The organism is Kocuria sp. UBA5001 (assembly GCF_002398425.1).
Classification (GTDB): domain Bacteria; phylum Actinomycetota; class Actinomycetes; order Actinomycetales; family Micrococcaceae; genus Kocuria; species Kocuria salsicia.
The window spans coordinates 134,121-157,762 of the sequence record NZ_DGYR01000012.1 but is presented as its reverse complement, the minus strand read 5'-3'; the positions used below and the strand labels follow the sequence as shown (position 1 = coordinate 157,762).

Annotated in this window: 21 protein-coding genes; 6 read left to right on the top strand and 15 right to left on the bottom strand. The window is 68.2% G+C overall.

Annotation, left to right across the window (positions count from 1 at the left end; all coding sequences use genetic code 11):
- Positions 1–14 precede the first annotated feature (14 nt).
- The 4 genes from B3G12_RS07825 (at position 15) to B3G12_RS12460 (ending at position 4,481) form a co-directional block, all read left to right on the top strand.
- Positions 15–1,109, top strand: a complete 1,095-nt coding sequence (locus B3G12_RS07825) for a ubiquinol-cytochrome c reductase iron-sulfur subunit (RefSeq protein WP_055085847.1) — start codon at positions 15–17, stop codon at positions 1,107–1,109.
- Positions 1,109–2,779 (top strand): cytochrome b, encoded by a 1,671-nt coding sequence (locus B3G12_RS07820; protein WP_145010707.1) that lies wholly within the window; start codon positions 1,109–1,111, stop codon positions 2,777–2,779. Before B3G12_RS07825 ends, B3G12_RS07820 begins: the two co-directional genes overlap by 1 nt.
- A 404-nt stretch (positions 2,780–3,183) precedes the next feature.
- Complete coding sequence (locus B3G12_RS12465; RefSeq protein ID WP_414672739.1) at positions 3,184–3,744, top strand: HTH domain-containing protein; 561 nt, start codon at positions 3,184–3,186, stop codon at positions 3,742–3,744.
- Positions 3,678–4,481 (top strand): WYL domain-containing protein, encoded by an 804-nt coding sequence (locus tag B3G12_RS12460; protein ID WP_369008793.1) that lies wholly within the window; start codon positions 3,678–3,680, stop codon positions 4,479–4,481. Before B3G12_RS12465 ends, B3G12_RS12460 begins: the two co-directional genes overlap by 67 nt.
- A gap of 228 nt (positions 4,482–4,709) precedes the next feature.
- On the opposite strand, the gene B3G12_RS07815 is transcribed toward B3G12_RS12460, so the two are convergent.
- The 5 genes from B3G12_RS07815 to B3G12_RS07795 form a co-directional block, all read right to left on the bottom strand.
- A complete protein-coding gene (locus B3G12_RS07815) occupies positions 4,710–5,114 on the bottom strand; it encodes a cytochrome c oxidase subunit 4 (protein ID WP_144942917.1) in 405 nt (134 codons plus the stop codon).
- On the bottom strand, positions 5,111–6,832 hold the full coding sequence (gene ctaD / locus B3G12_RS07810; RefSeq protein ID WP_144942916.1) for a cytochrome c oxidase subunit I: 1,722 nt from the start codon (positions 6,830–6,832) through the stop codon (positions 5,111–5,113). Before ctaD ends, B3G12_RS07815 begins: the two co-directional genes overlap by 4 nt.
- Positions 6,833–6,842: 10 nt before the next feature.
- Positions 6,843–7,706: a cytochrome c oxidase subunit II gene (gene coxB / locus B3G12_RS07805; RefSeq protein WP_186366717.1), complete on the bottom strand. Its 864-nt coding sequence runs from the start codon at positions 7,704–7,706 to the stop codon at positions 6,843–6,845.
- Between the two features lie 315 nt (positions 7,707–8,021).
- A complete protein-coding gene (locus B3G12_RS07800) occupies positions 8,022–8,390 on the bottom strand; it encodes a HesB/IscA family protein (protein ID WP_144942915.1) in 369 nt (122 codons plus the stop codon).
- A gap of 84 nt (positions 8,391–8,474) precedes the next feature.
- Positions 8,475–9,893 carry a dipeptidase gene (locus B3G12_RS07795; RefSeq protein WP_144942914.1) on the bottom strand — a complete coding sequence of 473 codons (1,419 nt, stop codon included), beginning with the start codon at positions 9,891–9,893 and terminating at the stop codon, positions 8,475–8,477.
- 80 nt (positions 9,894–9,973) lie between these two features.
- Between B3G12_RS07795 and B3G12_RS07790 the strand changes: the two genes are divergently transcribed.
- Positions 9,974–10,597, top strand: a complete 624-nt coding sequence (locus B3G12_RS07790) for a DUF3043 domain-containing protein (protein WP_145010723.1) — start codon at positions 9,974–9,976, stop codon at positions 10,595–10,597.
- A 95-nt stretch (positions 10,598–10,692) separates the two neighbouring features.
- On the opposite strand, the gene B3G12_RS07785 is transcribed toward B3G12_RS07790, so the two are convergent.
- The 8 genes from B3G12_RS07785 to B3G12_RS07750 form a co-directional block, all read right to left on the bottom strand.
- Positions 10,693–11,784, bottom strand: a complete 1,092-nt coding sequence (locus tag B3G12_RS07785) for a quinone-dependent dihydroorotate dehydrogenase (RefSeq protein ID WP_144942912.1) — start codon at positions 11,782–11,784, stop codon at positions 10,693–10,695.
- 167 nt (positions 11,785–11,951) lie between these two features.
- Positions 11,952–12,746 carry an isoprenyl transferase gene (locus B3G12_RS07780; RefSeq protein WP_144942911.1) on the bottom strand — a complete coding sequence of 265 codons (795 nt, stop codon included), beginning with the start codon at positions 12,744–12,746 and terminating at the stop codon, positions 11,952–11,954.
- A 183-nt stretch (positions 12,747–12,929) separates the two neighbouring features.
- Entirely contained in the window at positions 12,930–13,688 is a 759-nt protein-coding gene (gene recO / locus B3G12_RS07775) for a DNA repair protein RecO (protein ID WP_144942910.1), read from the bottom strand.
- Positions 13,689–13,951: 263 nt separating this feature from the next.
- Positions 13,952–15,706: a 2-isopropylmalate synthase gene (leuA, locus tag B3G12_RS07770; protein WP_290499853.1), complete on the bottom strand. Its 1,755-nt coding sequence runs from the start codon at positions 15,704–15,706 to the stop codon at positions 13,952–13,954.
- A 172-nt stretch (positions 15,707–15,878) separates the two neighbouring features.
- Positions 15,879–17,498 carry an LCP family protein gene (locus tag B3G12_RS07765; protein ID WP_290499852.1) on the bottom strand — a complete coding sequence of 540 codons (1,620 nt, stop codon included), beginning with the start codon at positions 17,496–17,498 and terminating at the stop codon, positions 15,879–15,881.
- A gap of 107 nt (positions 17,499–17,605) precedes the next feature.
- Complete coding sequence (locus B3G12_RS07760; protein ID WP_414672738.1) at positions 17,606–18,661, bottom strand: GTPase Era; 1,056 nt, start codon at positions 18,659–18,661, stop codon at positions 17,606–17,608.
- An 88-nt stretch (positions 18,662–18,749) separates the two neighbouring features.
- Entirely contained in the window at positions 18,750–19,238 is a 489-nt protein-coding gene (gene ybeY, locus B3G12_RS07755; protein WP_414672742.1) for an rRNA maturation RNase YbeY, read from the bottom strand.
- A gap of 14 nt (positions 19,239–19,252) precedes the next feature.
- Positions 19,253–20,377: a PhoH family protein gene (locus tag B3G12_RS07750; RefSeq protein WP_186367297.1), complete on the bottom strand. Its 1,125-nt coding sequence runs from the start codon at positions 20,375–20,377 to the stop codon at positions 19,253–19,255.
- A gap of 290 nt (positions 20,378–20,667) precedes the next feature.
- On the opposite strand from B3G12_RS07750, the gene B3G12_RS07745 reads away from it, so the two are divergent.
- On the top strand, positions 20,668–21,597 hold the full coding sequence (locus B3G12_RS07745) for a GerMN domain-containing protein (RefSeq protein WP_238694004.1): 930 nt from the start codon (positions 20,668–20,670) through the stop codon (positions 21,595–21,597).
- 134 nt (positions 21,598–21,731) lie between these two features.
- On the opposite strand, the gene B3G12_RS07740 is transcribed toward B3G12_RS07745, so the two are convergent.
- On the bottom strand, positions 21,732–22,487 hold the full coding sequence (locus B3G12_RS07740; RefSeq protein WP_145010744.1) for a 16S rRNA (uracil(1498)-N(3))-methyltransferase: 756 nt from the start codon (positions 22,485–22,487) through the stop codon (positions 21,732–21,734).
- Positions 22,484–23,626, bottom strand: a complete 1,143-nt coding sequence (gene dnaJ / locus B3G12_RS07735) for a molecular chaperone DnaJ (RefSeq protein WP_055086304.1) — start codon at positions 23,624–23,626, stop codon at positions 22,484–22,486. Before dnaJ ends, B3G12_RS07740 begins: the two co-directional genes overlap by 4 nt.
- Between the last annotated feature and the right edge of the window lie 16 nt (positions 23,627–23,642).

Below are 23,642 nucleotides of genomic sequence, written 5' to 3'. Positions count from 1 at the left end.
GAATGAGGGACCACATGGGCGACCATCGTGACGGCACTCCCCACAAGAGCGGGGCGGTTGTCACCTCGGACGGAGCGGAGCAGGACCAGTTCCCCAATCCGGGGCTTCCACCGCACCGCCCCCGCGTGACCGACGTAGATCCCAAAGCTGCCAAGCGGGCAGAGCACCAGGTGGTCCTGCTGTTCCTGCTCTCCATGGTCGGGTCCGTCCTGTTCTTCGTGGCGTACTTCGGCATCCGCGTGGACGGCCCCCTGTACGACGCGGTGAACACCGAGCCCACGAGCCAGCTGCGTCTTCAGAACACGCTGCTCGGTCTTGGCATCGCACTCGGCATGTTCGGCATCGGCATCGGCGTGGTCCACTGGGCCCGCACGCTCATGCCGGATCACGAGATCGTCGAGATGCGCCACGACATCCGAAGTGAAGAGGATCGCGCCGAAGCACAGAGCATCCTCAACACCATCTACGACGAGTCCGGGGTCAAGCGTCGCCCGCTGCTGCGCAACACGCTCATCGGTGCGGCCGTGCTGATGCCCCTCCCCTTCGTCGGCTTGCTCAAGGATCTCGGCCCCACGGACCTCAAGGTCCTGCGCCACTCCATGTGGGATGAGGGAGTGCGACTGGTGCGCGACCCGTCCGGCACGCCCATCAAGGCCTCAGACGTCACCCTCGGCTCCGCCTTCCACGTGGTGCCGGAAAGCCTCAACAGCCTCAGCCACGAGGACGGCTACCTGAACGAGAAGGCCAAGTCCGTGGTTCTTCTCATGCGTTTGGACCCCGACACCGTGAACGTTTCGGAGGAGCGCAAGGACTGGAACGTGGACGGCATCTTCGCCTACTCCAAGGTCTGCACCCATGTGGGCTGCCCGATCGCTCTGTACGAGCAGCACACGCACCACCTGCTGTGCCCGTGCCACCAGTCCACCTTCGACCTCGTGAACGAGTGCGAGGTCATCTTCGGCCCGGCTTCCCGCCCGCTGCCGCAGCTGCCCATCTCCGTTGACTCCGACGGCTACCTCGTGGCGCGCAGCGACTTCCACGAGCCCGTGGGACCGACATACTCCCAGCGTGACTTCGCAGTCAAGGAAATGCAGGGTGAGGGGAACTAATGTCTACTTCGTCAGACTTCGAGTACCGGCCCAGCACCGGCACCGGTCGCATTGCCAACTTCGTGGACACCCGCGTGGGTGCCTCCGCCATGGTCAAGGAGTTCGGCCGCAAGGTCTTCCCGGACCACTGGACCTTCATGTTCGGTGAGGTGGCGCTCTACAGCTTCGTCATCCTCCTGCTCTCGGGCACGTTCCTGGCATTCTGGTTCGACCCGACCATGACCTCCATGGAGTACAAGGGCAACTACGTGCCCATGCAGGGCGTGGAGATGTCCGGGGCCTACGCCTCAGCGCTGAACATCTCGTTCGATATCCGAGGCGGCCTCTTCCTTCGCCAGTTGCACCACTGGTCCGCGCTGATGTTCGTCATGGCGCTGTCCGTGCACATGCTTCGTGTCTTCTTCACCGGTGCGTTCCGGCGCCCGCGCGAGCTCAACTGGGTCGTCGGCTGCGTGCTCTTCATCCTCGCGATCGTCGCCGGCTTCTCCGGCTACTCCCTCCCGGACGACGTCCTCTCCGGCAACGGCCTGCGCATCGCTGATGCGATCGCCAAGTCCATGCCGATCGTCGGCACCTACATCTCCATGTTCATGTTCGGTGGCGAGTTCCCGGGTCACGCGATCATCGGCCGCCTCTACATCGTGCACGTGCTGATCATCCCCGCGCTGATCCTGGTGATGATCGTGATTCACCTCTTCATGGTGGTCGTCCACAAGCACACCCAGTACCCCGGCCCCGGCCGCACTGAGGACAACGTGGTCGGTTTCCCCGTGGGCCCCATCTACGCGGCCAAGGCCGGGGGCTTCTTCTTCATCGTCTTCGGCATCCTCGCTGCCATTGCGGGCACCACGACGATCAACGCCATCTGGAACTACGGTCCCTACGATCCCTCCCCCGTGCAGGCCGGTTCGCAGCCTGACTGGTACATGGGCTTCTCCGACGGCGGACTGCGCCTGATGCCCGGCAACTGGCCGTTCTCCTGGGAGGTCAGCATCTTCGGCCTCGCGGTTCCGCTGGCGATCCTGTTGCCGCTGATCCCCATGGCTGGCATGTTCGTGGTCATGTTCGCCTGGCCCTGGATCGAGCGATGGGTCACTCGCGATGACCGTGTCCACAACATCCTGGACCGCCCCCGCAACGCGCCGTTCCGCACCGCGGTGGGTGCCGCAGGCATCACGTTCTACGCGGTGCAGATGATGGCCGCCAGCGGTGACCTCATTGCCACGCACTTCCACATGGCCGTGAACGACGTCATCTACTGGTTGCGCGCGCTGTACTTCCTCGGCCCGATCCTCGCGTTCATCATCGTTCGCCGGTTCTGCCTCTCCCTGCAGCGCAAGGACCGGGAGATTGTCCTCCACGGTCGCGAGTCTGGTCGTATCCAGGCCCTGCCCCACGGTGAGTTCGTAGAGGTTCACGAGCCGCTGAACGAGTACAAGCGGTACAAGCTGGTGGACTTCCAGGACCGCCCGGTCCTGCCAGCCCGTGCCAATGCCAAGGGCAAGGTCACCTCCTCCGAGAAGCTGCGTGGCCGCCTGAGCCGCCTGTTCTTCGAGGACCGTGTGGCTCCCGTGACACCGGCCGAGCTCGAGGCGGCACACGGCCACAGCCACGACGCGGAGCCCGTGGGTGTCGGAGCCGGTTCGCACCAGGGCGAGCTCGACAAGTAGCACCGCTCCCCCGTCGGACCCGGATGGGGCTCAGGAGGGCCCGTGGAGATCACTGATCTCCACGGGCCCTTTTCATGTCCACATCGCGACCACGCCGTGGACCGCGAGTGTAGCGGCAGGACCAGGCCCGGCCATGGGCCACAGGCCGGTGGGAGCGTTCCACGTTGGCGTGTGTGCAGTGCGGCGGGTACGACCGCATCCGATTCGGGGCGGGATCGCCCGCGCCTCGCAGTTGCCACACGGCGGGTGCAACCAGCAGGTACCACCATCACGCGTTGGGACTCGCTCGAAGGTGACACCATCCCGCGGGCCCGGACAGCCTCCGTGATGAAGTCGCCCCCCGGAGGCAGACACGCCCAAGGGCCGACCATCGGGCGCGACCGTCCCTTCGAGGACCGAATGACATGGTCAGTGTTCGTGCGGGTCAGTCCACCGGGGAGACGGGGATGAGATTGCCGTCCGGATTCGTAGCCGCGAATGTGTGGCCGAAGACGTCACCGTGCGGCTCCGTCGCGATGTGGACGCACTGTGAGACCCAACTCGTGAAGGTCTTGTCAACTGTGGAGGCCGGGCCGGTGCTCATCACAGCCCGAGCTTGCTCGTGCGGGGGGCGCTCGAGACGGCGTGTTCGGTGCGTCTGGTCCACGGGGCGAACAGGACGCCGGGGGCAACGTCGAAAGCCATGTAGCGCGACTGAAGACCACGACAGGACCTGTCATCTTTTTCTGAAAGGACTGCTCGGATTGCAGGCCTCGAAATTGCTGCGCCTCCTGCCGTTCCTGCAGACGCGCCAGCGCATGCCCACGACCGAGCACGCCGAGCGTCTGGAGGTGTCCCGGCGGACGGTGCTGCGGGATGTCGCGGCGTTGAAAGTTTCGAGTGCCTCAGACTGCCTGCGGTGCATGAGACGGCCGCGCGCAAAATCACCGTCCGTCAGACCGCGGCGTCCGGGGCCTCGAACGTGACGCGATTGGCTGACCTGGTAACGGTCGACAGCAGCGTGTGGCTGGTAGAGCCGAGTGCGGAAGTGGACATCACCGAACGTGCCTGGGCGCTTCGTCACCTATGCCGGATGCAAATCCAGTACACGCGCAGCGCTGACGGGCGGGCATCGCCCCGCATCGTCGACCCGTACGGGCTCGTAGCGACGTCGGGCCGCCGGTACCTCATCGCCGACGAGCAGGGCACCGGCCGGCTGTTCACTCTGGAACAGCTCTCGGACTGCACGCCGCTCGACGCACCGGCCGCCCTCCGGTCAGGTCATACGCGGCGCACCGTGTGGGCGGCGCTGAAAGAACGCGCCGAGTCGCCGGGTCGGGTGAGCGTGACCGTCCGCCTCCTAGAAAGCCGACTCGACCTCGTACGGTGCGTCAGCTCTTCCAGTTCGGCAACCACATCGAGATACTTCCCCCCGAAGGAGCACGCGAACGCATTCGTCAGATCGGGACGGACATGGCAGAGCGTCTCTCGCTCGAGTCCGACGACCGGTAAGCGAGATACCCGACCGTTGATCAACCTCCCTGCCCAGTGTTGCTATGAGCATCTTGGTGAAGAAGTAGCCGCAGCGCCGAGCGGTGACGTCCATGTCGAAAGCATTCGGGTTGACCTTGGTGCCCGCAAGGCCGTCAATCTCACGGCGCCCCACGCTTCTCGGCACCGACGCTGCTCTGGAGCACGGCGCGGCCAATGCCGTTGGACCTGACTGCGACCTGCGCTCCGCCCACACCGATCGGGACAGGCGCATCAGCTTACGCCCATTACGCCCCTGCCGTCACGAACTGCTCCATGGACCCTGGTATGTGGTCGCCTGCAGCACGTGGTGTCGGAGCTGCTCTGCAGTGCTCCTCTCTGTTGCGCGGAGACACGACGATGCCCGCCCCATTCGTGGATGGAGCGGGCATCGTCGCAAATCACGGTGCTCAGTGGTCGATCAGTGCGCGTGGTCTCCGCGGGAGTGCTCGAAGATCAGCCCCAGGAGGCCCAGCAGGGCCACAGGAGCGGCCAGGATGATGATCCACCAGCCAACGGCCAGCGCGGTCACGAACAACGCGCAGCCGATGCCGAGGAGCAGGGGCCACCAGCTCCACGGGGAGAAAGCACCGTAGTCGCCGGACATCTCCACGATCTCGCCGTCCTCGCGGTCCTCCGGCAGGCTGCCACCGGCGGAGCGCTGCACGAGCCAGAGGTAGATGACGAGCATGAAGCTCATGGCCGACAGAGCGAGGAGCGCCGGGAAGCCCGCGAGCTCCTGGAAGTCGGTCACGTATCCGTAGATGAACCCGACCACCAGGCAGAACACGGCCAGCATCAGGAACAGTTTGATGGTTGCTTTCATCGTCCGTTCCTCCCGGAACCGCCCACGAGGGGCATCTCGGCGTCGTACTGCTGGCTGGAAAACGCGGAGAGCTCCGGGTGGTGGAGGTCCAGCGCGGGCCGCTCAGAGCGGATGCGGGGCAGCGAAGTGAAGTTGTGGCGCGGGGGTGGGCAGGAGGTCGCCCACTCGAGAGAACCCCCGAAGCCCCAGGGATCATCCACCTCGACCTTTTTGGCGTTGCGGTGCGTGGTGTACACGTTCCAGAAGAACGGGATCATGGACACGCCCAGCAGCATGGAACCGACCGTCGAGAACTGATTCATCCAGGTGAATCCGTCCTCCGGCAGGTAGTCCGCGTAACGGCGGGGCATGCCGTCCACGCCCAGCCAGTGCTGGATGAGGAACGTCATGTGGAAGCCGACGAACAGCAGCCAGAAGTGGATCTTGCCGATGCGCTCGTTGAGCATCTTGCCGGTGAACTTGGGCCACCAGAAGTAGAAGCCCGCGAACATGCCGAACACGATGGTTCCGAAGATCACGTAGTGGAAGTGCGCCACCACGAAGTAGGTGTCCGAGACGTGGAAGTCCAGGGGCGGGGTCGCCAAGATGATGCCGGTCAGACCGCCGAACAGGAACGTGAAGAGGAAGCCCAGCACCCACAGAATGGGTGTCTCGAAGGTGAGCGAGCCCTGCCACATGGTGCCGATCCAGTTGAAGAACTTCACACCCGTGGGCACCGCGATCATCATCGTCATGAAGGAGAAGAAGCCCAGCGCCACAGCACCCGTGACGTACATGTGGTGTGCCCACACGGTGACGGACAGCGCCGCAATGGCGATGGTCGCGAAAACGAGGCCCTTGTAGCCGAAGATCGGCTTCCGGGAGAACACGGGGATGATCTCGGAGACGATGCCGAAGAACGGTAGCGCCAGCACATAGACCTCAGGGTGTCCGAAGAACCAGAAGAGGTGCTGCCAGAGGATGGCTCCACCGTTCTCAGCATCGAAGATGTGACCACCCAGTCGGCGGTCCATTCCCAGTGCGAACAGCGCGGAAGCCAGCGGCGGGAAGATCATGATGATGAGGATGGCGGTGATCAGCGTGGTCCAGGTGAACACGGGCATGCGCCACATGGTCATGCCGGGAGCGCGCATGCACACGATGGTGGTGATGAAGTTGACCCCACCGAGGATGGTGCCGAAGCCCTGCAGGCCCAAGCCGAAGACCCAGAGGTCACCGCCAACCCCTGGACTGAACGTGGTGCTGTTCAGAGGTGCGTAGGCGAACCAGCCGAAGGACGCGGCGCCCTGCGGGGACATGAAGCCGGAGACGGCCACGAGCGAGCCGAAGAGGAAGAACCAGAAGGCCAGCGCGTTCAGTCGCGGGAAGGCGACGTCCGGTGCGCCCAGCTGCAACGGGACGATCACGTTTGCGAAGCCGATGAACAGCGGGGTGCCGAACATCAGCAGCATGATCGTGCCGTGCATGGTGAACAGCTGGTTGTACTGGTCCTTCGTCTCGAGGATCTGCATGCCGGGCTCGAAGAGCTCCGCACGGATGAGCAGCGCCATAACGCCGCCCACGCAGAAGAAGATGAAGGACGAGATCAGGTACATGTACCCGATGGTCTTGTGGTCGGTCGAGGTGAGCCAGTTGACGATCACCTTGCCCTTGGAGCGTGGGACAACGCGGGGTGCGGCCGTGGCCGCGTCGTCCCGCGAGTATTCGAGCGTAGACATTGCCTATCCCCTAGTTGTTGGACGTTGCGTTGAGGTTCGGGTTGCGGTTGTACTCGTCGCCGACGATCCCCGTGTTGCCCTCGTCGCGCAGCTTCTGGATCTGGGCGTTGTACTCGTCCTTGCTCACGACGGACACGTTGAAGAGCATCTCGGAGTGGTACTCGCCGCACAGCTCGGCACACTTGCCGGCGAAGGTTCCCTCGCGACCGGTGGTGAAGCTCATGTAGTTCGTACGGCCCGGGACCATGTCGATCTTTTCGAGGAAGGCCGGGACCCAGAACGAGTGGATGACGTCGCGGGAGGAGATCTCCAGCTCGACCTTGCTGTCCGCCGGGAGGTACAGAGTCGGCAGGGTCTCCTCGACACCGGGCTCACCCGTGAGGTGCGCCTGCACGCCCTGGTAGTGGACGTCCTCGTCGAGGTAGTTGAAGTCCCACGCCCACTGCTTGCCGTACACCTGGATCTTCGCGTCGGGATTGTCGAAGCGGTCGGTGATGGCGGTCTGCGTACGGAAGGAGAAGAAGAACAGGCTCACGATCAGCGCGATGGGGACGATCGTGTAGAAGATCTCCAGCGGGGCGTTGTATGCGAGCTGACGAGGGTAACCGGTCTCATTCTTGCGCCGGCGGTAGGCGACCATGCACCAGAGCATGAGACCCCACACCACGAGGCCAACGCTCAGTGCCGCGATCCAGGAACCGATCCACAGGTCCATGACCTGGTCAGCGTTGTCGGTGGTACCCCGTTCAGTGGGCAGGAAGCCCACCTTCGACTGCTCCGAGCACGCGGTGAGCGAGATCGTCGCCAGGACTGCCACTGCCGAGACCTTCAGCGCTCGGCCGCGGCGGGTGCCGGTTCGAGTTTGCGAACTCACAGACGGCCCTTCCTCTTCTGTACGTGGGTTCGGCATCGGCCCTGCGCGAGGGCAGAGAGGACACGTCGCCCGTTAATGGTTCTCCCTAGGAAGCTTACCCCTCAGCCCCTCCATGTGCTGACACTGTGTCAGCACGCCGTGTCGCCCGGGAATCCGGGCCCGGAGCTCGTTAAAACCGCTTCCACGCGGGCCCGCGACATCGTGATCTGCGCCGGGCAAGGCAGCTGCGGAACCACCCCGGACACGGAGAGCGGGGGTGTACCCGGCCCGTGGGCCGTGCACACCCCCGCTGCTGCGCGGTGTCCCCGCGGGGACTCAGTGGAAGGAGTCGCCGCACGCGCAGGAGCCCTGCGCGTTGGGGTTGTCGATCGAGAAGCCCTGCTTGGAGATGGTGTCCTCGAAGTCCACCGTGGAACCGCTGAGGTAGGGGACGCTCATCTTGTCCACGATGACCTCCACTCCCCCGAAGTCGCGCACGTGGTCGCCGTCCAGGACACGCTCGTCGAAGTAGAGCTGGTAGATCAGCCCAGAGCAGCCACCGGGCTGAACAGCCACGCGCAGCCGGAGGTCGGTGCGGCCCTCCTGCTCGAGGAGGTCGCGGACCTTCTGCGCGGCGTTGTCGGTGAGCAGCACCTCGTGGGTGGGCAGGTCCTGCATGGTCTCGTTGTCGGTCGTGACGCTCATGGTGCTCACTTTCTGTTCGACCCTGGGCTCACCCCGGGGTGCTGTCTGACCCTTCTGCCAATTCGAACGTCCAGGTGGGAGGAATCATTCCGTTCCCGGCGCGCCCTGTTCCGCGAGTGCCGCGAGGACCAGTGCCTCCGCGGTGACGGCGTGCAGGAAGTCCTCAATGTGCAGGGACTCGTTGGCGCTGTGGGCGCGGGTGTCTGGGTCCTCGATTCCGGTGATCAGGATCTGCGCCTCAGGATACGCCCGCGTGAGGGTGGCGGTGAAGGGGATGGAGCCTCCCATGCCGGCGGTCACGGCGGGGCGGCCCCATGCCTGCTCGAAGGCCCACAGGGCGATCTGCGAGCTCGTGGCCTCGGTGTCCGCGCTGAAGGCCGGGCCGGTCTCCTCGAGCTCGAAGCTCACGTGGGCGCCGAACGGCGCGTTGTCCTCGACGTGCTTGCGCAGCGCCTGTGCCGCCTCCTTCGGATCCTGACCCGGAGCGATCCGCAGGCTTAGTTTGGCGCGCGCCGTCGCGGCGATGGTGTTTGACGCCTTGTCCACCTCGGTGACGTCGATGCCGGTGACCGACAGCGCCGGCTGGGTCCACAGCCGGGACGAGATGGAGCCGCGCCCGGTCAGCTGCACTCCGTCAAGCACTCCGGCGTCCGCGCGGAAGCGGGTCTCGTCGTAGTCGACGTCCGTGTGGTCCTCGCTCAGCAGCCCCTCGATGGCCACTGCGCCGTCGTCGTCGTGAAGGGTGGCGATCAGTCGGGAGAGCACCGTGGGGGCATCCAGGACCGGGCCGCCGAACATGCCGGAGTGGACGGCGTGGTCCAGCACCTGGACCTCCACCACGCCGCCGACGACGCCGCGCAGGCTCGTGGTCAGCGCGGGCACCCCGACCTCCCAGTTGGCGGAGTCCGCGATCACGATGACGTCCGCCGCGAGCTTGTCCCGGTGGGCATCGAGGAAGGCCTCGAAGCCGGGCGAACCAGCTTCCTCCTCCCCCTCGACGAAGACGGAGATCCCGAGCCCGGGCTCGCTTCCCGCCTGCTCGAAGAACGCGCGCAGGGCACCCACGTGGGCCATCACACCGGCCTTGTCGTCCGCGGCGCCGCGTCCCCACAGCCGCCCGCTCTTCTCGACGGCCTCGAAAGGCTCGGTCTCCCACAGCTCGCGTCTGCCCGGGGGCTGCACGTCGTGGTGCGCATAGAGCAGGATCGTGGGGAATCCGGTGGCCGCGGCCTTGCGGGCGACGACCGCGGGGTGGCCCGGCTTCTCGTCCGGGGCGGTGGGGACCCGCAGCACCTCGACGTCGTCGAAGGGCAGTTCGCGCAGCAGCCCGGCGACGGCGTCCGCGCTGCGGTCGAGGTCCGCGGAGTCGAATGAGTCCCAGGCGATGCCCGGGATCGCCACGAGGGCGCTGAGGTCCGCGAGCAGCTCCGCTCGCGAATCGACGACGCGGCGACGCAGTGCGCCCACCGTCTGTGAACTGGGGCGGGTGAAGTCTGTGCTCATGGTCCCAGCGTAGACGGGACACCTGGGCACCGGCAGGTCACGCGGGCGGAAAGGCCGCTGCCCTCCGTTAGGCTGGTCGGGTGTTTGGACGCAAGAAGGCAGATCAATCCTCGGGTTCCACCGCAGTGCGCGCCACGGCCGTGAAGGACTCCACCGACTCCTCCGTGCGGGGTGCGCAGAGCGCCGCCACGGGCGGAAAGAAGGGTCGGCCCACGCCCACCCGAAGGGAGCAGGAGGCCGCGCGCCGTCGCCCCCTGATCCCGGAGGACCGCAAGGCTGCAAAGGAGGAGTCGAAGCAGCTCGAACGGGAGCGCCGAGCGCAGGCCCAGGCGGGCATGGCCGCGGGCGACGAGCGTTACCTGGGTCCGCGCGACGCCGGGCCCCAGCGTCGTTTTGCGCGCGACTGGGTGGACTCACGGTTCAACATCGGCGAGTACGTGCTGATCGTGCTGCTGCTCATCTTGGTGGTGATGTTCCTGCCGCTGCAGTCCGCCGCTCTGACCCTGATCTACATGGTCTACGGGTACATCGTGCTGTGCGTGGTCGACGCCGCCATCACCACCACGCGCATGCACTCGGCCCTGCGCCGCAAGTTCGGCACGGTGCAGCGCGGCACCCGCTGGTACGCCGCCATGCGCACCTTCACCATCCGCCGTCTGCGCCTGCCCAAGCCACAGGTGCGCCGCGGTGAGCGCCCCGCCTGATCCACCACGGGCCGTTGTGCCCGTCATCTGCCATGACGATGGGCCGGACCACCGAGCGGTGGACCGGCCCTTCGTCACGACAACAGCTGGGGATCTCAGCGGCCCCGGCGCGCTGCCTTCACCAGGCCCCGGTTGATCCGCGCCGCCCAGAACGGCCCCTCGTAGAGGAACGCCGTGTAGCCCTGGACGAGCGAGGCGCCGGCATCCAGCCGCTCCTGGACGTCCTGGGCCGTGGTCACTCCGCCCACGGAAACGAGGACCAGGCGGTCACCCACGTGCTCGCGCAGCAGGTGCAGCACCTCCAGGGAACGACGCCGCAGCGGGGCCCCCGAGAGTCCGCCCGCGCCGTCCGCGGCCACCTCTTCGGCGGGGGTCCGCAGCCCCAGCCCCTCGCGGGCGATCGTCGTGTTGGTGGCGACGATGCCATCCAGGCCCAGGTCCAGGGCAAGGTCCGCCACCGCGAGGACGTCCTCATCCGCGAGGTCCGGCGCGATCTTCACCAGCAGCGGCACCCGGCGTGACGTGACGCGGTCCGCCTCTTCCCGCACAGCCCCCAGCAGCGGCCGCAGGGCGTCGAGCTCCTGGAGCTGTCGTAGTCCGGGCGTGTTGGGCGAGGACACGTTGACCACGAGGTAGTCCGCGTAGGGCGCGAGGACGCGCGTGCTGTGGACGTAGTCCTCCGTGGCGTCCTCGAGCCCCACGGCCTTCGTCTTGCCGATGTTCACGCCGACCACCGGGCGGGGCCTGCTCGTGCGAATTGCCCGTCCCGCGAGGCTCTGCAGCGCCGAGACGACCCGGGGGGCCACGGCCTGTGCACCGTCGTTGTTGAAGCCCATCCGGTTGATGACGGCCCGGTCCGCCACAAGCCGGAACAGCCGCGGGCGGGGATTGCCGGGCTGTCCCTGGCCGGTAACGGTGCCGATCTCCACGTGGCCGAAGCCGAGGTCCGTGAGCGCGTGGGTTCCCGTGGCTCCCTTGTCGAAGCCCGCGGCCAGCCCGAAGGGTGAGGGGAACGTGAGGCCCATGACCTGCACCTCGCTGCCGGGTGCCGGTGCCGTCACCCGGCTCAGTACACGGCCCAGACCGCAACGGTGGGCGAGCTTGATCCCGGCGAAGCCCAGCGTGTGGGCGAGCTCGGGGTCCATCCAGGAGAAAGCGACTCTGAAGAAGGTGGGATACACACGCATGGGAGCATTTTTCCACACGGGCGCCTGTGCGCCGCTCTCCCTTTGAGTGGGGAGCCATCCTCCATGCGGGGAGGACGGAAGGCAAGTAATCATAGTTTCAGGTGAAGGTTGACATATATATTTTGAGTTTCAGCAAAACCTTCATCCTCCGTGTGGGATGTGGTGGGCTACTCCCCCGGTTCAGCGTCCGGTGCGCGGTCCACCGCTCCGCCATAGCGGCGGTCGCGGTCCACGTAGTCCTCGACCGCGCGCCACAGCACCCGCCGGTCCACGTCGGGCCACAGGACGTCTAGGAACACCATCTCCGCGTATGCCGACTGCCACAGCATGAAGTTGGACAGCCGCTGCTCCCCCGAGGAGCGCAGGAATATGTCCACGTCCGGCAACTGGGGCTCGTCCAGGTAGCGCTGGACGGTGGCCTCGGTGATGGACCCCGGTTTGAGCCGTCCCTCCGCGGCATCACGGGCCATCGCGGCCGCGGCGTCCGCGATCTCGGCCCGTCCGCCGTAGTTCACACACATGGTCAGGGTGATGACGTCATTGTCCTGCGTCTCCTGCTCCGCGGTCTCCAACCGCTTGATGACCGAGCCCCACAGCCGGGGTCGGCGCCCGGCCCACCGGACCTTGATCCCCCACTCCTGGAACGTGGACAGCTGACGTGCCATGACGTCCCCCGTGAAGTTCATGAGAAAGGCCACCTCCGCCGGGGAACGCTTCCAGTTCTCCGTGGAGAACGCATAGGCGGAGACATAGGGGATTCCCAGCTCGATCGCACCGGCCACCACCTCCATGAGCGCGCGCTCCCCCGCGCGGTGCCCCTCGGTGCGCGGCAGCCCGCGCTCATTGGCCCATCTCCCGTTGCCGTCCATCACGAGCGCCACGTGCTGCGGCAGGGCGGCGCGCTCCAGGGCGGGCGCGGTGGCGCCGCTCGGGTGCAGGGGTGGCGGGGAGAAGCGGTTCACGCGGGAGTCCTCTCAACGGGGGTGCGATGTCGTCTCCACCCTAGGACGTTCACGGCCAGCTCCGCGCGGCCATGCCGGGCGGGGCTTCACGCCTTGGCGCAGCCGTTGCAGGCCGTCAAGGGCTCACGCCTCCCTGCCACCGCCGCCGGGCTCCGACGTTCGCGTGACCGTTGCGTGCCGAGCTCAGGCCTCCCCGCGGTCCACGAGAGCCAGGGCCTTCACCGTGCGTTCCATGTGCCACTGCACGTACGCGGCCACCAGGCCGGCGGCGGCGCGTGCGGTGCGAGGGTCCGCGGCGTCGACCACGGGCCAGTCTCCCCGCAACAGACCGTCCAGCAGCACGAACGTCGAGGGGCTCGGCGCCGCTGCCCCCGGTGGCCGGCACTGCGGGCACACGGCCCCGCCGAGAGCGGCTGAGAACGAACGGTGCGGTCCCGGCGCCCCGCACCGGGCGCAGTCCACGAAGCTCGGCGACCAGCCGGCGAGGGACACGGCGCGCAGGAGGTAGGAGTCCAAGATGCGCCCCGGCGGGTGCAGCCCGCGGGCCACCGCGGAGAAGGCCCCCGTGAGCAGGCGGAAGTGCTGGGCTGCGGTGTCGTAGTCGTCCGCGGTGAGCTTCTCGGCGGTCTCCGCCATGGCGGCCGCGGCCGTGTAGCGCTCGTAGTCGGCCACGATGCGCTCGCCGTAGGACCGCATGCCCACGGCCTGGGAGACGATGTCCAGCGTGCGGCCGTGCACCAGCTGCACCCGCGCCACGTTGAACGGTTCAAGCCTGGCGCCGAAGCGCGAGGTGGTACGTCGCACCCCCTTGGCCACGGCCCGCACCTGTCCGTGCTCCGACGTCAGCAGGATCACGATCCGGTCAGCCTCGCCCAGCTTGTACGTGCGCAGCACCACGGCGTCGTCGCTGTAGGAACGCGAAGCGAAGGTTGAGCGGGCCACAGCGTCATTGTGCCACCCGGTTCGGACACGACGACGCCCCGTCCCCGGCAGAGCCCACACCGTACCTGTCGCGGGCCGTAACGGTGGCGTGCTTCACCGGCCCCGCGCAGCAACTGTTGGTGTCGCAGTGGTTGGGGCGACCGGCCGACGGTGCCCGGGCGGTGCCTCGAAGACGGTACCGTGCGGCGGCGTCGTCCACGACGGATGGAGAAGGGGACCCCGGCCCACCGGGGCCGGGGTCCCCTGCGCTCACGGAAAGGTGATCAGGCCTGCCCCGCCAGCTGGGCGTCCCGGACGGCGCGGTTCACCCCGGAGATCACGGCCTTGAGCGAGGCTCGGGTGGTGTTGTTGTCCATCCCGGCACCCCACAGCACGCGGTCACCCACGGCCAGCTCCACGTAGCTAGCGGCCTGCGCGTTGGCCGCGGCGGAGAGCGTGTGCTCGGTGTAGTCCAGCAGCCGCACGTCCACGCCCTCCTCGTTGAACAGGTTGATCAGCGCGTCGATCGGGCCTGTGCCGTGGGCGCTGCGCTCGCGGTGCTCGCCACCGACGTCCAGGCCGATCTCCAGCACAGTGTTTCCCTCATCCTCCGCGTGGGTGGAGATGGACGTGATCCGGTAGTGACCCCATGTCCCCTCGCCGTCCACCTTGGCGGGCAGGTACTCGTCCGAGAAGATCTTCCACAGCTGCTGGGCCGTGACCTCCGAGCCGGAAGTCTCCGTGAACTTCTGCACCACACCGGAGAACTCGATCTGTGCGCGGCGCGGCAGGTCGATCCCGTACTCGCTCTTGAGCAGGTAGGCCACGCCGCCCTTGCCAGACTGCGAGTTCACACGGATCACGGCCTCGTAGCTGCGGCCCACGTCCTTGGGGTCGATCGGCAGGTACGGAACGGCCCACTCGAGGTCGTCCACGGCCACGCCCTGGGCCTGGGCATCCTGCTGCATGGACTCGAAGCCCTTCTTGATCGCGTCCTGGTGCGAGCCGGAGAACGCGGTGAAGACGAGGTCCCCGCCGTAGGGGCTGCGCTCCGGAACGGGCAGCTGGTTGCAGCGCTCCACGGTGCGGCGGATCTCCTCGATGTCCGAGAAGTCGATCTGCGGGTCCACACCCTGCGTCAGCAGGTTCAGGCCCAGGGTCACCAGGTCCACGTTGCCCGTCCGCTCACCATTGCCGAACAGGCACCCCTCAATGCGGTCCGCGCCGGCCAGGTAGCCCAGCTCGGCGGCGGCAACCCCGGTGCCGCGGTCGTTGTGGGGGTGCAGGGAGAGGATGATGTCCTCCCGCTGGTAAAGGTGCCGGCCCATCCACTCGATCGAGTCCGCATAGACGTTGGGGGTGGCCATCTCCACCGTAGCCGGCAGGTTGACGATCATCTTGCGGCCGTTGCCGATCTCGAAGGTCTCCGCCACCTCGTTGCAGATCCGGGCGGCGAACTCCAGCTCGGTGCCCGTGTAGGACTCCGGCGAGTACTCGTAGGTGACGGCGGTGTGCTTGAGCTGCTCCTCGTACTTGCGGCACAGCCGGGCTCCAGTGAGGGCGATGTCCACGATGCCGTCCATGTCCTGCTTGAACACCACGCGCCGCTGCAGCGTGGAAGTGGAGTTGTACAGGTGCACAATCGCGTGCGGGGCGCCGTCGATGGCCTCGTACGTGCGTTCGATCAGGTGCTCGCGGGACTGCGTCAGCACCTGGATGGAGACGTCCTCGGGAATGTGGTCACCCTCGACCAGGGTGCGCACGAAGTCGAAGTCCGTCTGCGAGGCCGAGGGGAAACCAACCTCGATCTCCTTGTAGCCCATGCGCACAAGCAGCTGGAACATCTGCAGCTTGCGCTCGGAGTTCATGGGATCGATCAGCGCCTGGTTGCCGTCACGAAGGTCCACGGCGCACCAGCGCGGCGCCGTTGTCGCCACCTTGTCCGGCCACGTGCGGTCGGACATGTCGAACGGGAACTTCTGGTGGTACGGGGAGTACTTGTGAACCGGCATGCCGGAGGGGCGTTGCACATTCTTCACGGGAGGGGGCCTTTCGATCTGTGACTGTGGGCCGGCACCACGGAACTCCGCAGCGGGTGGTCGGCCGTCAATAGGATCGTTCAGGCCCCGCTGCGGCACATAAGCACGAGTCGCTTCATGTCCTGCCGCATGTGATCCAACGTACCACTAGGCACGTTGGCCCCCGGCCCCGTTACTCGTCCGCAGTCGCCTGGCACGTGAACTGCTCGGCCGTCTGGCCCTGCAGGTCGTCCGGGAGGGACAGGTTCTTGTCCATCCTTTCCCCACTCACGAAGTCCTGGCCCACGGCCACCTCCACACCCGTGACCTCGTAGGAGGCGGTGAGCTGGCTCGCGGAGACGTTGAGGAGTTCGGCGACGTCATCCGCCGCGGCCGCCCAGTTCGGGTTGTAGAAGATCTGCGTGGCGGAGAGCTGCGCACCGGACTTCTCGGTGGCGGCGTGGTCGTATCCGGCCTTCTTCAGCACCGAGACGAGCTGGCTGTCCCGGCCCCCGGCGTCCGAGCGGTTGGAGACGGCCAGCGGCACCGTGGCGGGGTCCAGCGCGGGCCCTGTGGCGCTCGGTGTGGCGGACGGGGAAGACGTCGCCCCGGCCGTCGAGTGACCGGCCCCGCTGCCGGAGGTCGCGGCGTCCGAGGACTCACCGCTCGGGGACGCGGAAGTGCCGTCCTGCGCCCGCGTGACCGAGACGTCGTCGCGCAACGTGGCGAAGAGCTTCTCGGCGCCCTTCTCGTCCAGCTGCAGCCGGTTCGGGTCCTCGGGGTAGACCTCGGTCGGGGCCGTGACGAACGCGATCTTCCCGGGGTCGATGCCGTTGAACGTGCGCGCGATGCCCACGAGCGTGGGGATCGAGGTGAGACCCGAGTCCACGTGCAGGTTCTGGGTCATGACCTCCGCGATGTGGTAGAGCTCCGGGAGGTTCGTGAGGGTCCCGTCGGACTGGATCTTGCGCGTCAGGGACGCCAGGAACGACTGCTGGGAGCGGATCCTGGCCTCGTCCCCACCGTTGCCGAACGCCGCGCGGGAGCGCAGGAACGCCAGCGCCTGTTCGCCCTCCACGGAGGAGATGCCCGCGGGCAGCTTCAGCCCGGACTTCGGATCGTCCACGGCGTTGTTCACGCACACCTCGACGCCGCCCACCGCGGAGGAGAGCTCCTTCACGGCGTTGAAGTCCGCGAGCATGAAGTGGTCGATGTTGACGCCCGTGAGCTCGTTGATGGCCGCCACGGTGCAGCCGGGTCCGCCGCGCTCCACCGCGCTGTTGAGCATGTCCGTCTCCGCGGCGTAAACCTTGCCGGAGTCCGGGTCCGTGCACTGCGGGATCTCCACCATCAGGTCCCGGGGAAAGGACACCACGGTCACGGCATCCCTGCTCTGCGTGACGTGCAGGAGCATCATCACGTCCGTGCGGCCTTCGGAGTCGTCCTTGCTGCCGTACTCGGAGTTGCCCGTGCCGCTGCGGGTGTCCGAGCCCATCACGAGGATGTCGAGCGGGCCGTCGTCCACTGCCTCCGCGCCGTCGGAGAGGTTCAGGGGGCTGGACTGCAGGTTTCCCGTCAGCCGCAGCGCGGCAATACCACCGATCCCGATTGCCGCGATCAGGGCGAGGACCGCCAGGATCACGGCGATCCTGCGGGCGGAGGCACGGTGCTCACGGGCCCTGTGGTGGCGCCCGGTCTGCCGCAGGTCGAAGGGCTCCCCCTCCCGGTTCGTGCGACGTGCCGGGTGCGTGACCCAAGGCGCCGTGGTCTCCTGCGCGCGGCGACCGCGACGGGGTGCTGAGCTGGGATCCACCGGTGACGTCTCCTGCAGTCTTTCGCTGTCTGGGGCGGGGCCGGGGGCGGCGCCCCGACCGCTCGGCCACGATACGCCCCGTCCCTCCGTGTGCGGTGTGGGCGGGGTCAGAATCCCAGCTTGGACAGCTGCTTGGGATCCCGCTGCCACTCCTTGGCGACCTTGACGTGCAGGTCCAGGTAGATGCGCGTGCCCAGCAGTGCCTCGATCTGCTCGCGCGCCTTGGTCCCGATCTCCCGCAGCCGCGCACCGCGCTTGCCGATCACGATGGCCTTCTGCGAGGACCGCTCCACGTACACGCTCGCGTGCACGTCCAGCATGGGGTTCTCGGGCGAGCGGCCTTCCCGTTCGGAGACCTCGTCCACGACCACGGCGAGCGAGTGTGGCAGCTCGTCGTGCACGCCCTCCAGTGCGGCCTCGCGGATCAGCTCGGCCATCATGGTGACCTCTGGCTCGTCCGTGAGGTCACCCTCGGGGTACAGCGGCGGAGAGACCGGCATCAGAGACACGAGCAGCTCTGCCAGCTCGTCCATCTGGTAGCCGTCCGTTGCGCTCACGGGGATCACGTGGGCCCAGCCGGCGTCCTGGTCCTCCGTGGCGGGTGCCTTCTCCGACCGGGAGCCTGTGCCGCCCGACGACGCCGCGGCGCGCCGTCGTCGCCGTGCCTCGCGCTGGGCGCGCTCCTCGGACACGACCTCGCGGCCCAGCTCGCTCACGGCGATCAGCTGCTCGGCGAGCCGGTCCTGGGGCACGAGGTCCGCCTTGGTGACGATCGCGACCACGGGGGTGCTGCTCACGGCGGCCACGACCTGCTGGGCGATGAAGCGGTCCCCGGGGCCCACCTTTTGATCCGCGGGAACGCAGAACCCGATGACATCCACCTGGCTCAGGGTCTCCGCGACCACGTCGTTCAGCCGCTGCCCCAGCAGAGTCCGGGGCCGGTGCAGGCCCGGCGTGTCGACGAGGATCAGCTGCCCGTCCGGGCGGTGCACGATGCCTCGGATGGTGTGGCGCGTGGTCTGTGGACGGTTGGACGTGATGGCCACCTTGCGGCCCACCAGAGCGTTGGTCAGGGTGGACTTGCCCACGTTGGGCCTGCCCACGAACACGGCGAAGCCGGCCCGGAAGTCCGCGCCGTGCTCGGCGGTGGTGTCGTGCATCATGGTGTGTCCTCGCTCCTGCGTTCGATCGGGGTGCGCCTGTGGGGACAGCGCGCGGGGTCCTGCGGCTGCCCGGGGTGTGGCACCGGCGTCACGTCATGGTCTCCACGGGGGCATCGCGGCCCAGGAACTCCTCGAGCAGCGCGCGCTGGGCGGCGAACATCCGGGCGCGCTCCTCCTCCTGCGCGTGGTCGTGGCCTAGCAGGTGCAGCAGCGAGTGCGCCGTGAGCAGGCACAGCTCGTCCTGCGTGCTGTGCCCCGCGGCCTGCGCCTGGCGCTGCGCCACGGGCGGGCACAGCACCACGTCCCCGAGGACGCCCAGGCTGGGCTCCTCCGGGGTGCCCTCGCGCAACTCGTCCATGGGGAAGGACATCACGTCCGTGGCACCGGGCAGGTCCAGCCACTGCTCGTGCAGCTCGGCCATGCGCTGTTCGTCCACCACCGCGATCGAGACCTCGGTCTCAGGGTGGAGGTGCCACCGGGTGAAGGCGAGGTCCACGAGGGCCGCCAGCTGGTCCGTGTCCACCGCGCGGTAGCACTCCTCGAACCCTTCGAGCTCCTGCGGTCCGTCCCACGGCAGGTCGAACGAGACGCTCACAGCGCGCCACCCGCCGGCCCCGTGGCCTGGTCCGCTCCTGCTCCGTCGGCCCCAGCTCGCTCACCAGCAGCGCCCGCCCGGTGCACGGCCGCCGCACGGCGGTCCTCCTTGCGGTGCGCGCGCTCCATGCGGTGCCGGTTGGTGGTGTCGAACTGGTCGTAAGCGGCCACGATCTCCCCCACCAGCTCGTGGCGCACCACGTCCTCGGCGGTCAGCTCGCAGAACGCGATGTCGTCGATCTTTCCCAGCACGTGCTGCACCTGACGCAACCCGGACTTCGTGGAGCCCGGCAGGTCCACCTGGGTGACGTCCCCGGTGACCACGATGCGCGAGCCGAAGCCCAGCCGCGTGAGGAACATCTTCATCTGCTCGGGAGTGGTGTTCTGAGCCTCGTCCAGGATCACGAAGGCGTCGTTGAGGGTGCGCCCGCGCATGTAGGCCAGCGGAGCCACCTCGATGGCCCCCGCCTCCATGAGCCGCGGGATGGACTCGGGATCCATCATGTCGTGCAGCGCGTCGTAGAGCGGGCGCAGGTAGGGGTCGATCTTGTCGTTGAGCGAGCCCGGGAGGAAGCCCAGGCGCTCGCCGGCCTCCACCGCGGGGCGCGTGAGGATGATCCGGTTCACCTCCTTGGCCTGCAGCGCGCGCACGGCCTTGGCCATGGCCAGGTAGGTCTTGCCCGTGCCTGCCGGTCCGATTCCGAAGACCACGGTGTGCTCGTCGATCGCGTCCACGTACGTCTTCTGGTTCACCGTCTTGGGGCGGATGGTGCGGCCCCGGGTGGAGAGGATGCTCGTGGACAGTGCGCTCGCCGGGCGCACCTGCTGGGACTCGCGCATCATGCGGGCCACACGCAGCACGGTGCGCTCCGTGATCTCCGTGCCGCGCAGCGCCATCGCCAGCAGCTCCTCGAGCAGGGATGCCGCCAGCCGGGTGTCGAGCACGGGGCCCTCGAGGGCGACATCGAGGTCCCGCACGGTCATGCGCACGGCCGGGAACTCGCCCTCGAGGAGCCTCAGCGTCGAATCCGCCTGGCCCAGGCACCGCACGGCGGTGTCCCGGTCCGGCATGTGCACGGTCACACGGGTACTTTCACTGGGTGCAGCGGTCAGTGGTTTCATCCCCTCGGGTTGTTCTCTCATCGGGCACCAGCCTACCGGTCCCCTCCGACGCGCCGTCCGCCACGGTCCCGGGTTGCAATCGGGTAACGGTCCGCGCCACGGGCTCCCGGAGTTCGCGCGCACCCCCGCCGGTCGGTATCTTGTGAAGCCGTGAAATCATGCCGCCGGTGCCACACCGCGCGGTCCCACCCTCCAGGTTCTGTGTCGGAGAGGTGGGAACACGACGTCGCCGTGGCGCGGTCCCTGACCCCGCACCCGTCACCGAGGGCCCGGAGGAGGGCGAGCACCGCGTGAGACCGCGCCGCCGCGTACCACCGCGCACACCCCGCCGCTGGAGCCTCGCCGCGCTCGCTGTGGTCGCGTCCGTGGCGCTGGCCGGGTGCGGCACGGCCGCGGACCGCCCGGACGACAACTCCGCGGCCGCACCGGGAATCGGCGCGGCACCGGGCACCACGGACGAGGCGCTCGGCGGCGTGGCCACCGAGCAGGCCCCCATCTACTGGGTCGGCACGGGTGACCAGTCCGGCTACCTGTTCCGTGAGTTCCGCAACCCCGAGGACACGAGCACAGCGGACCCGGTGGCACGCGCCGCTGCCATGGTGACCCGTGCCACCCCCATGGACCCCGACTACCGCACGCTGTGGTCCCCCGTGAGCACGGTGGGAACCTCGGTGTCCCCGGACGGCATCATCACCGTGGACCTGCCCGCGGCGGCGTTCGGCACGCAGCTGTCCGAGAAGGACGCCCAGATGGCGCTGCAGCAGATGGTGTACACGGTCTCCGCGGCCGCCGTGACCGCGGGACTTTTGGACGCCTCCACCGCCAAGGAGGTCCGCATCCTGGTGGACGGGCGCACCGGGTTCTCGGCGTTCGGCTCCGTGGACCTCTCCGATCCGCTGACCCGCGACACGTCCCTGGCCGCGCCCGTGTGGCTCATCGACCCCCAGACGGACGCGGACCCCGGCAGTCCCCTGACCGTGTTCCTGCGCGTTCTGCCCGCGGTGCACGACGTCCGCTGGGAGGTCACGCAGGACGAGCGCACAGTGCGCAGCGGCACGGTCGCCGCGGCCTCCCCCGGCTCGGACCCCACTGTCGGCACCGAGCTGCGGACCACCATCGACCTGGACCCGGGCGAGTACACGGTGCGGGTCGCGGGAACAAACGACCAGGGCACCGTGCTCGTGGACGACCACGTGATCACCGTCGCTGCCACGCGCTGAGGCGCATCCGCCGTACGCGGGCGCGCGACGTCGTCGTCATGCCGTCCCGACGAGGCGCGGGTGGCGTCCCCGGCATGCTGCTCCCCCGAGATCCCGGGGTTCGTCCCACCCAGCCCCTCCCGCGGAGGGGGCGCTCAGCCCCAGAGGCCCAGGACAGAGTGCAGCGCGGCCAGGGCGGCCGGCCCGGCGGTGGCCGAGCGCATGACCGTGTCCCCGAGGCGCAGCGTGTGGGCCCCGGCCTCGGTGAGCAGCTGCGTCTCCGCATCGCTGATGCCGCCCTCCGGCCCGACCACCACGGCGATCCGGGTCCGCTCCCGCCAGGCGGTGACGTCGTGCCCGGACCACGCGGTGGAGGCGGTCTCGTGCAGCACGAGCCACAGGGTCTCCGTGTCCTCCGCCACGAGCCGCGCGAGGGCGGCGGTGTCCACCCACTGCTCCCGCCGCGGCCAGTGCGCGCGCCGGGACTGCTTGGCGGCCGCGCACAGGGTGGCGTCCCACTTGGCCATGGTCTTGGCGGCACGGTCCCCGCGCAGCCGCACGATGCTGCGCTCTGCCTGCCACGGGATCACGCAGTCCACACCGAGCTCGGTGGCGGTCTCCGCGGCCTGCAGGTCCCGGTCCCCTTTGGCCAGCGCCTGGACGAGCGTGAGGCGCGGCGCCGGCGGCTCCTCGTGCGCCACGGAGTCCACGGTGACGCTCATGCGGTCCTTCTCCCCCGCGACGAACGTGCACACCGCGCGGGTGCCGCGGCCGTCCACGAGGTCCAGGGACGCGCCCGCGCGCAGCCGGCGAACGGTCACGGCGTGACGGGCCTCGGGGCCGACGACGTCGAGGACCTCGCCGGGGTGCGCCCCGGTGAGGTCCTCGCGGTGGAAGACGGGATTCGTCACAGGTCGTTGAACCGGTCCCGCAGCCGGGAGAAGAACCCGCCGGAGTGGGAGGTGCTCACGGTGGTGCCGTCGTGGGCCTGCTCCTCGCGCAGCTCCGCCAGCCGTTCCACGAGTTCACGCTGCTCGCCGGTGAGGTCCCGAGGCGTCTCGACCTCGAAGTGCACCTGCAGGTCCCCGCGACCCTTGCCGCGCAGGTGGGTGACGCCGAGGTCGTCCAGCGTGATGGTGGCACCGGACTGGGTTCCGGGGACCACGTCCACGCTGCGCGTGCCGTCGAAAGTTTCCAGCGTCACGGTGGTGCCGAGTGCCGCGGCGGTCATGGGGATCCGCAGCCGCGCGTGCAGGTCGTCGCCCTCGCGCACGAACGTGGGGTCCGGGTCCACCTTCAGCTCCACGAAGAGGTCGCCGTTGGGTCCGCCGGCCGTGCCGGCCTCGCCCTGACCGCCCAGGCGGATCCGGTTGCCGGACTGGATGCCGGCGGGGATCTTCACCGTGAGGGGGCGGCGGTCGCGCACGCGGCCCTCGCCGTAACACTCGTGGCACGGGTGCTCGATCACGGTGCCGAAGCCGTTGCACTGCGAGCAGGGCGCCTGCGTGGTGACCATGCCCAGGATGGACTGCCGCTGGTACTGCATGTGGCCGGAGCCGTGGCACATGGTGCACGTGGTGGGGCTCGTGCCGGGCTGGCAGCACGTCCCCTCGCACGTGGGGCACGTGACCGCGGTGTCGACGGTGATGTCCTTCTCCACTCCGAAAACGGCGTCCTTCAGGGAGATGCGCACGTTGATCAGGGCGTCCTGGCCCTGTCGCGTGCGGGACTGGGGGCCCCGCTGGCCGCCGGAGCCCGCGCCCTGGAAGAACGTCTCAAAGATGTCCGAGAAGCCGAACCCGCTGCCGGGGAAGCCTCCGCCGAAGCCGGTGTCCGTGCCGTTCTCGTTGCCCGTGGCGTCGTACACGCGGCGCTTGTCCGGGTCCGACAGGACGTCGTTGGCGTGCGAGACGCGCTTGAACTCCTCGGCTGCCTCCGGCGAGGGGTTCACGTCCGGGTGCAGCTTGCGGGCCTTCTTGCGATAGGCGCGCTTGATCTCTTCGGCGCTGGCGTCACGGCTCACGCCGAGGGTTTCGTAGTGATCGCTCACGATGTCGTCGCTTCTG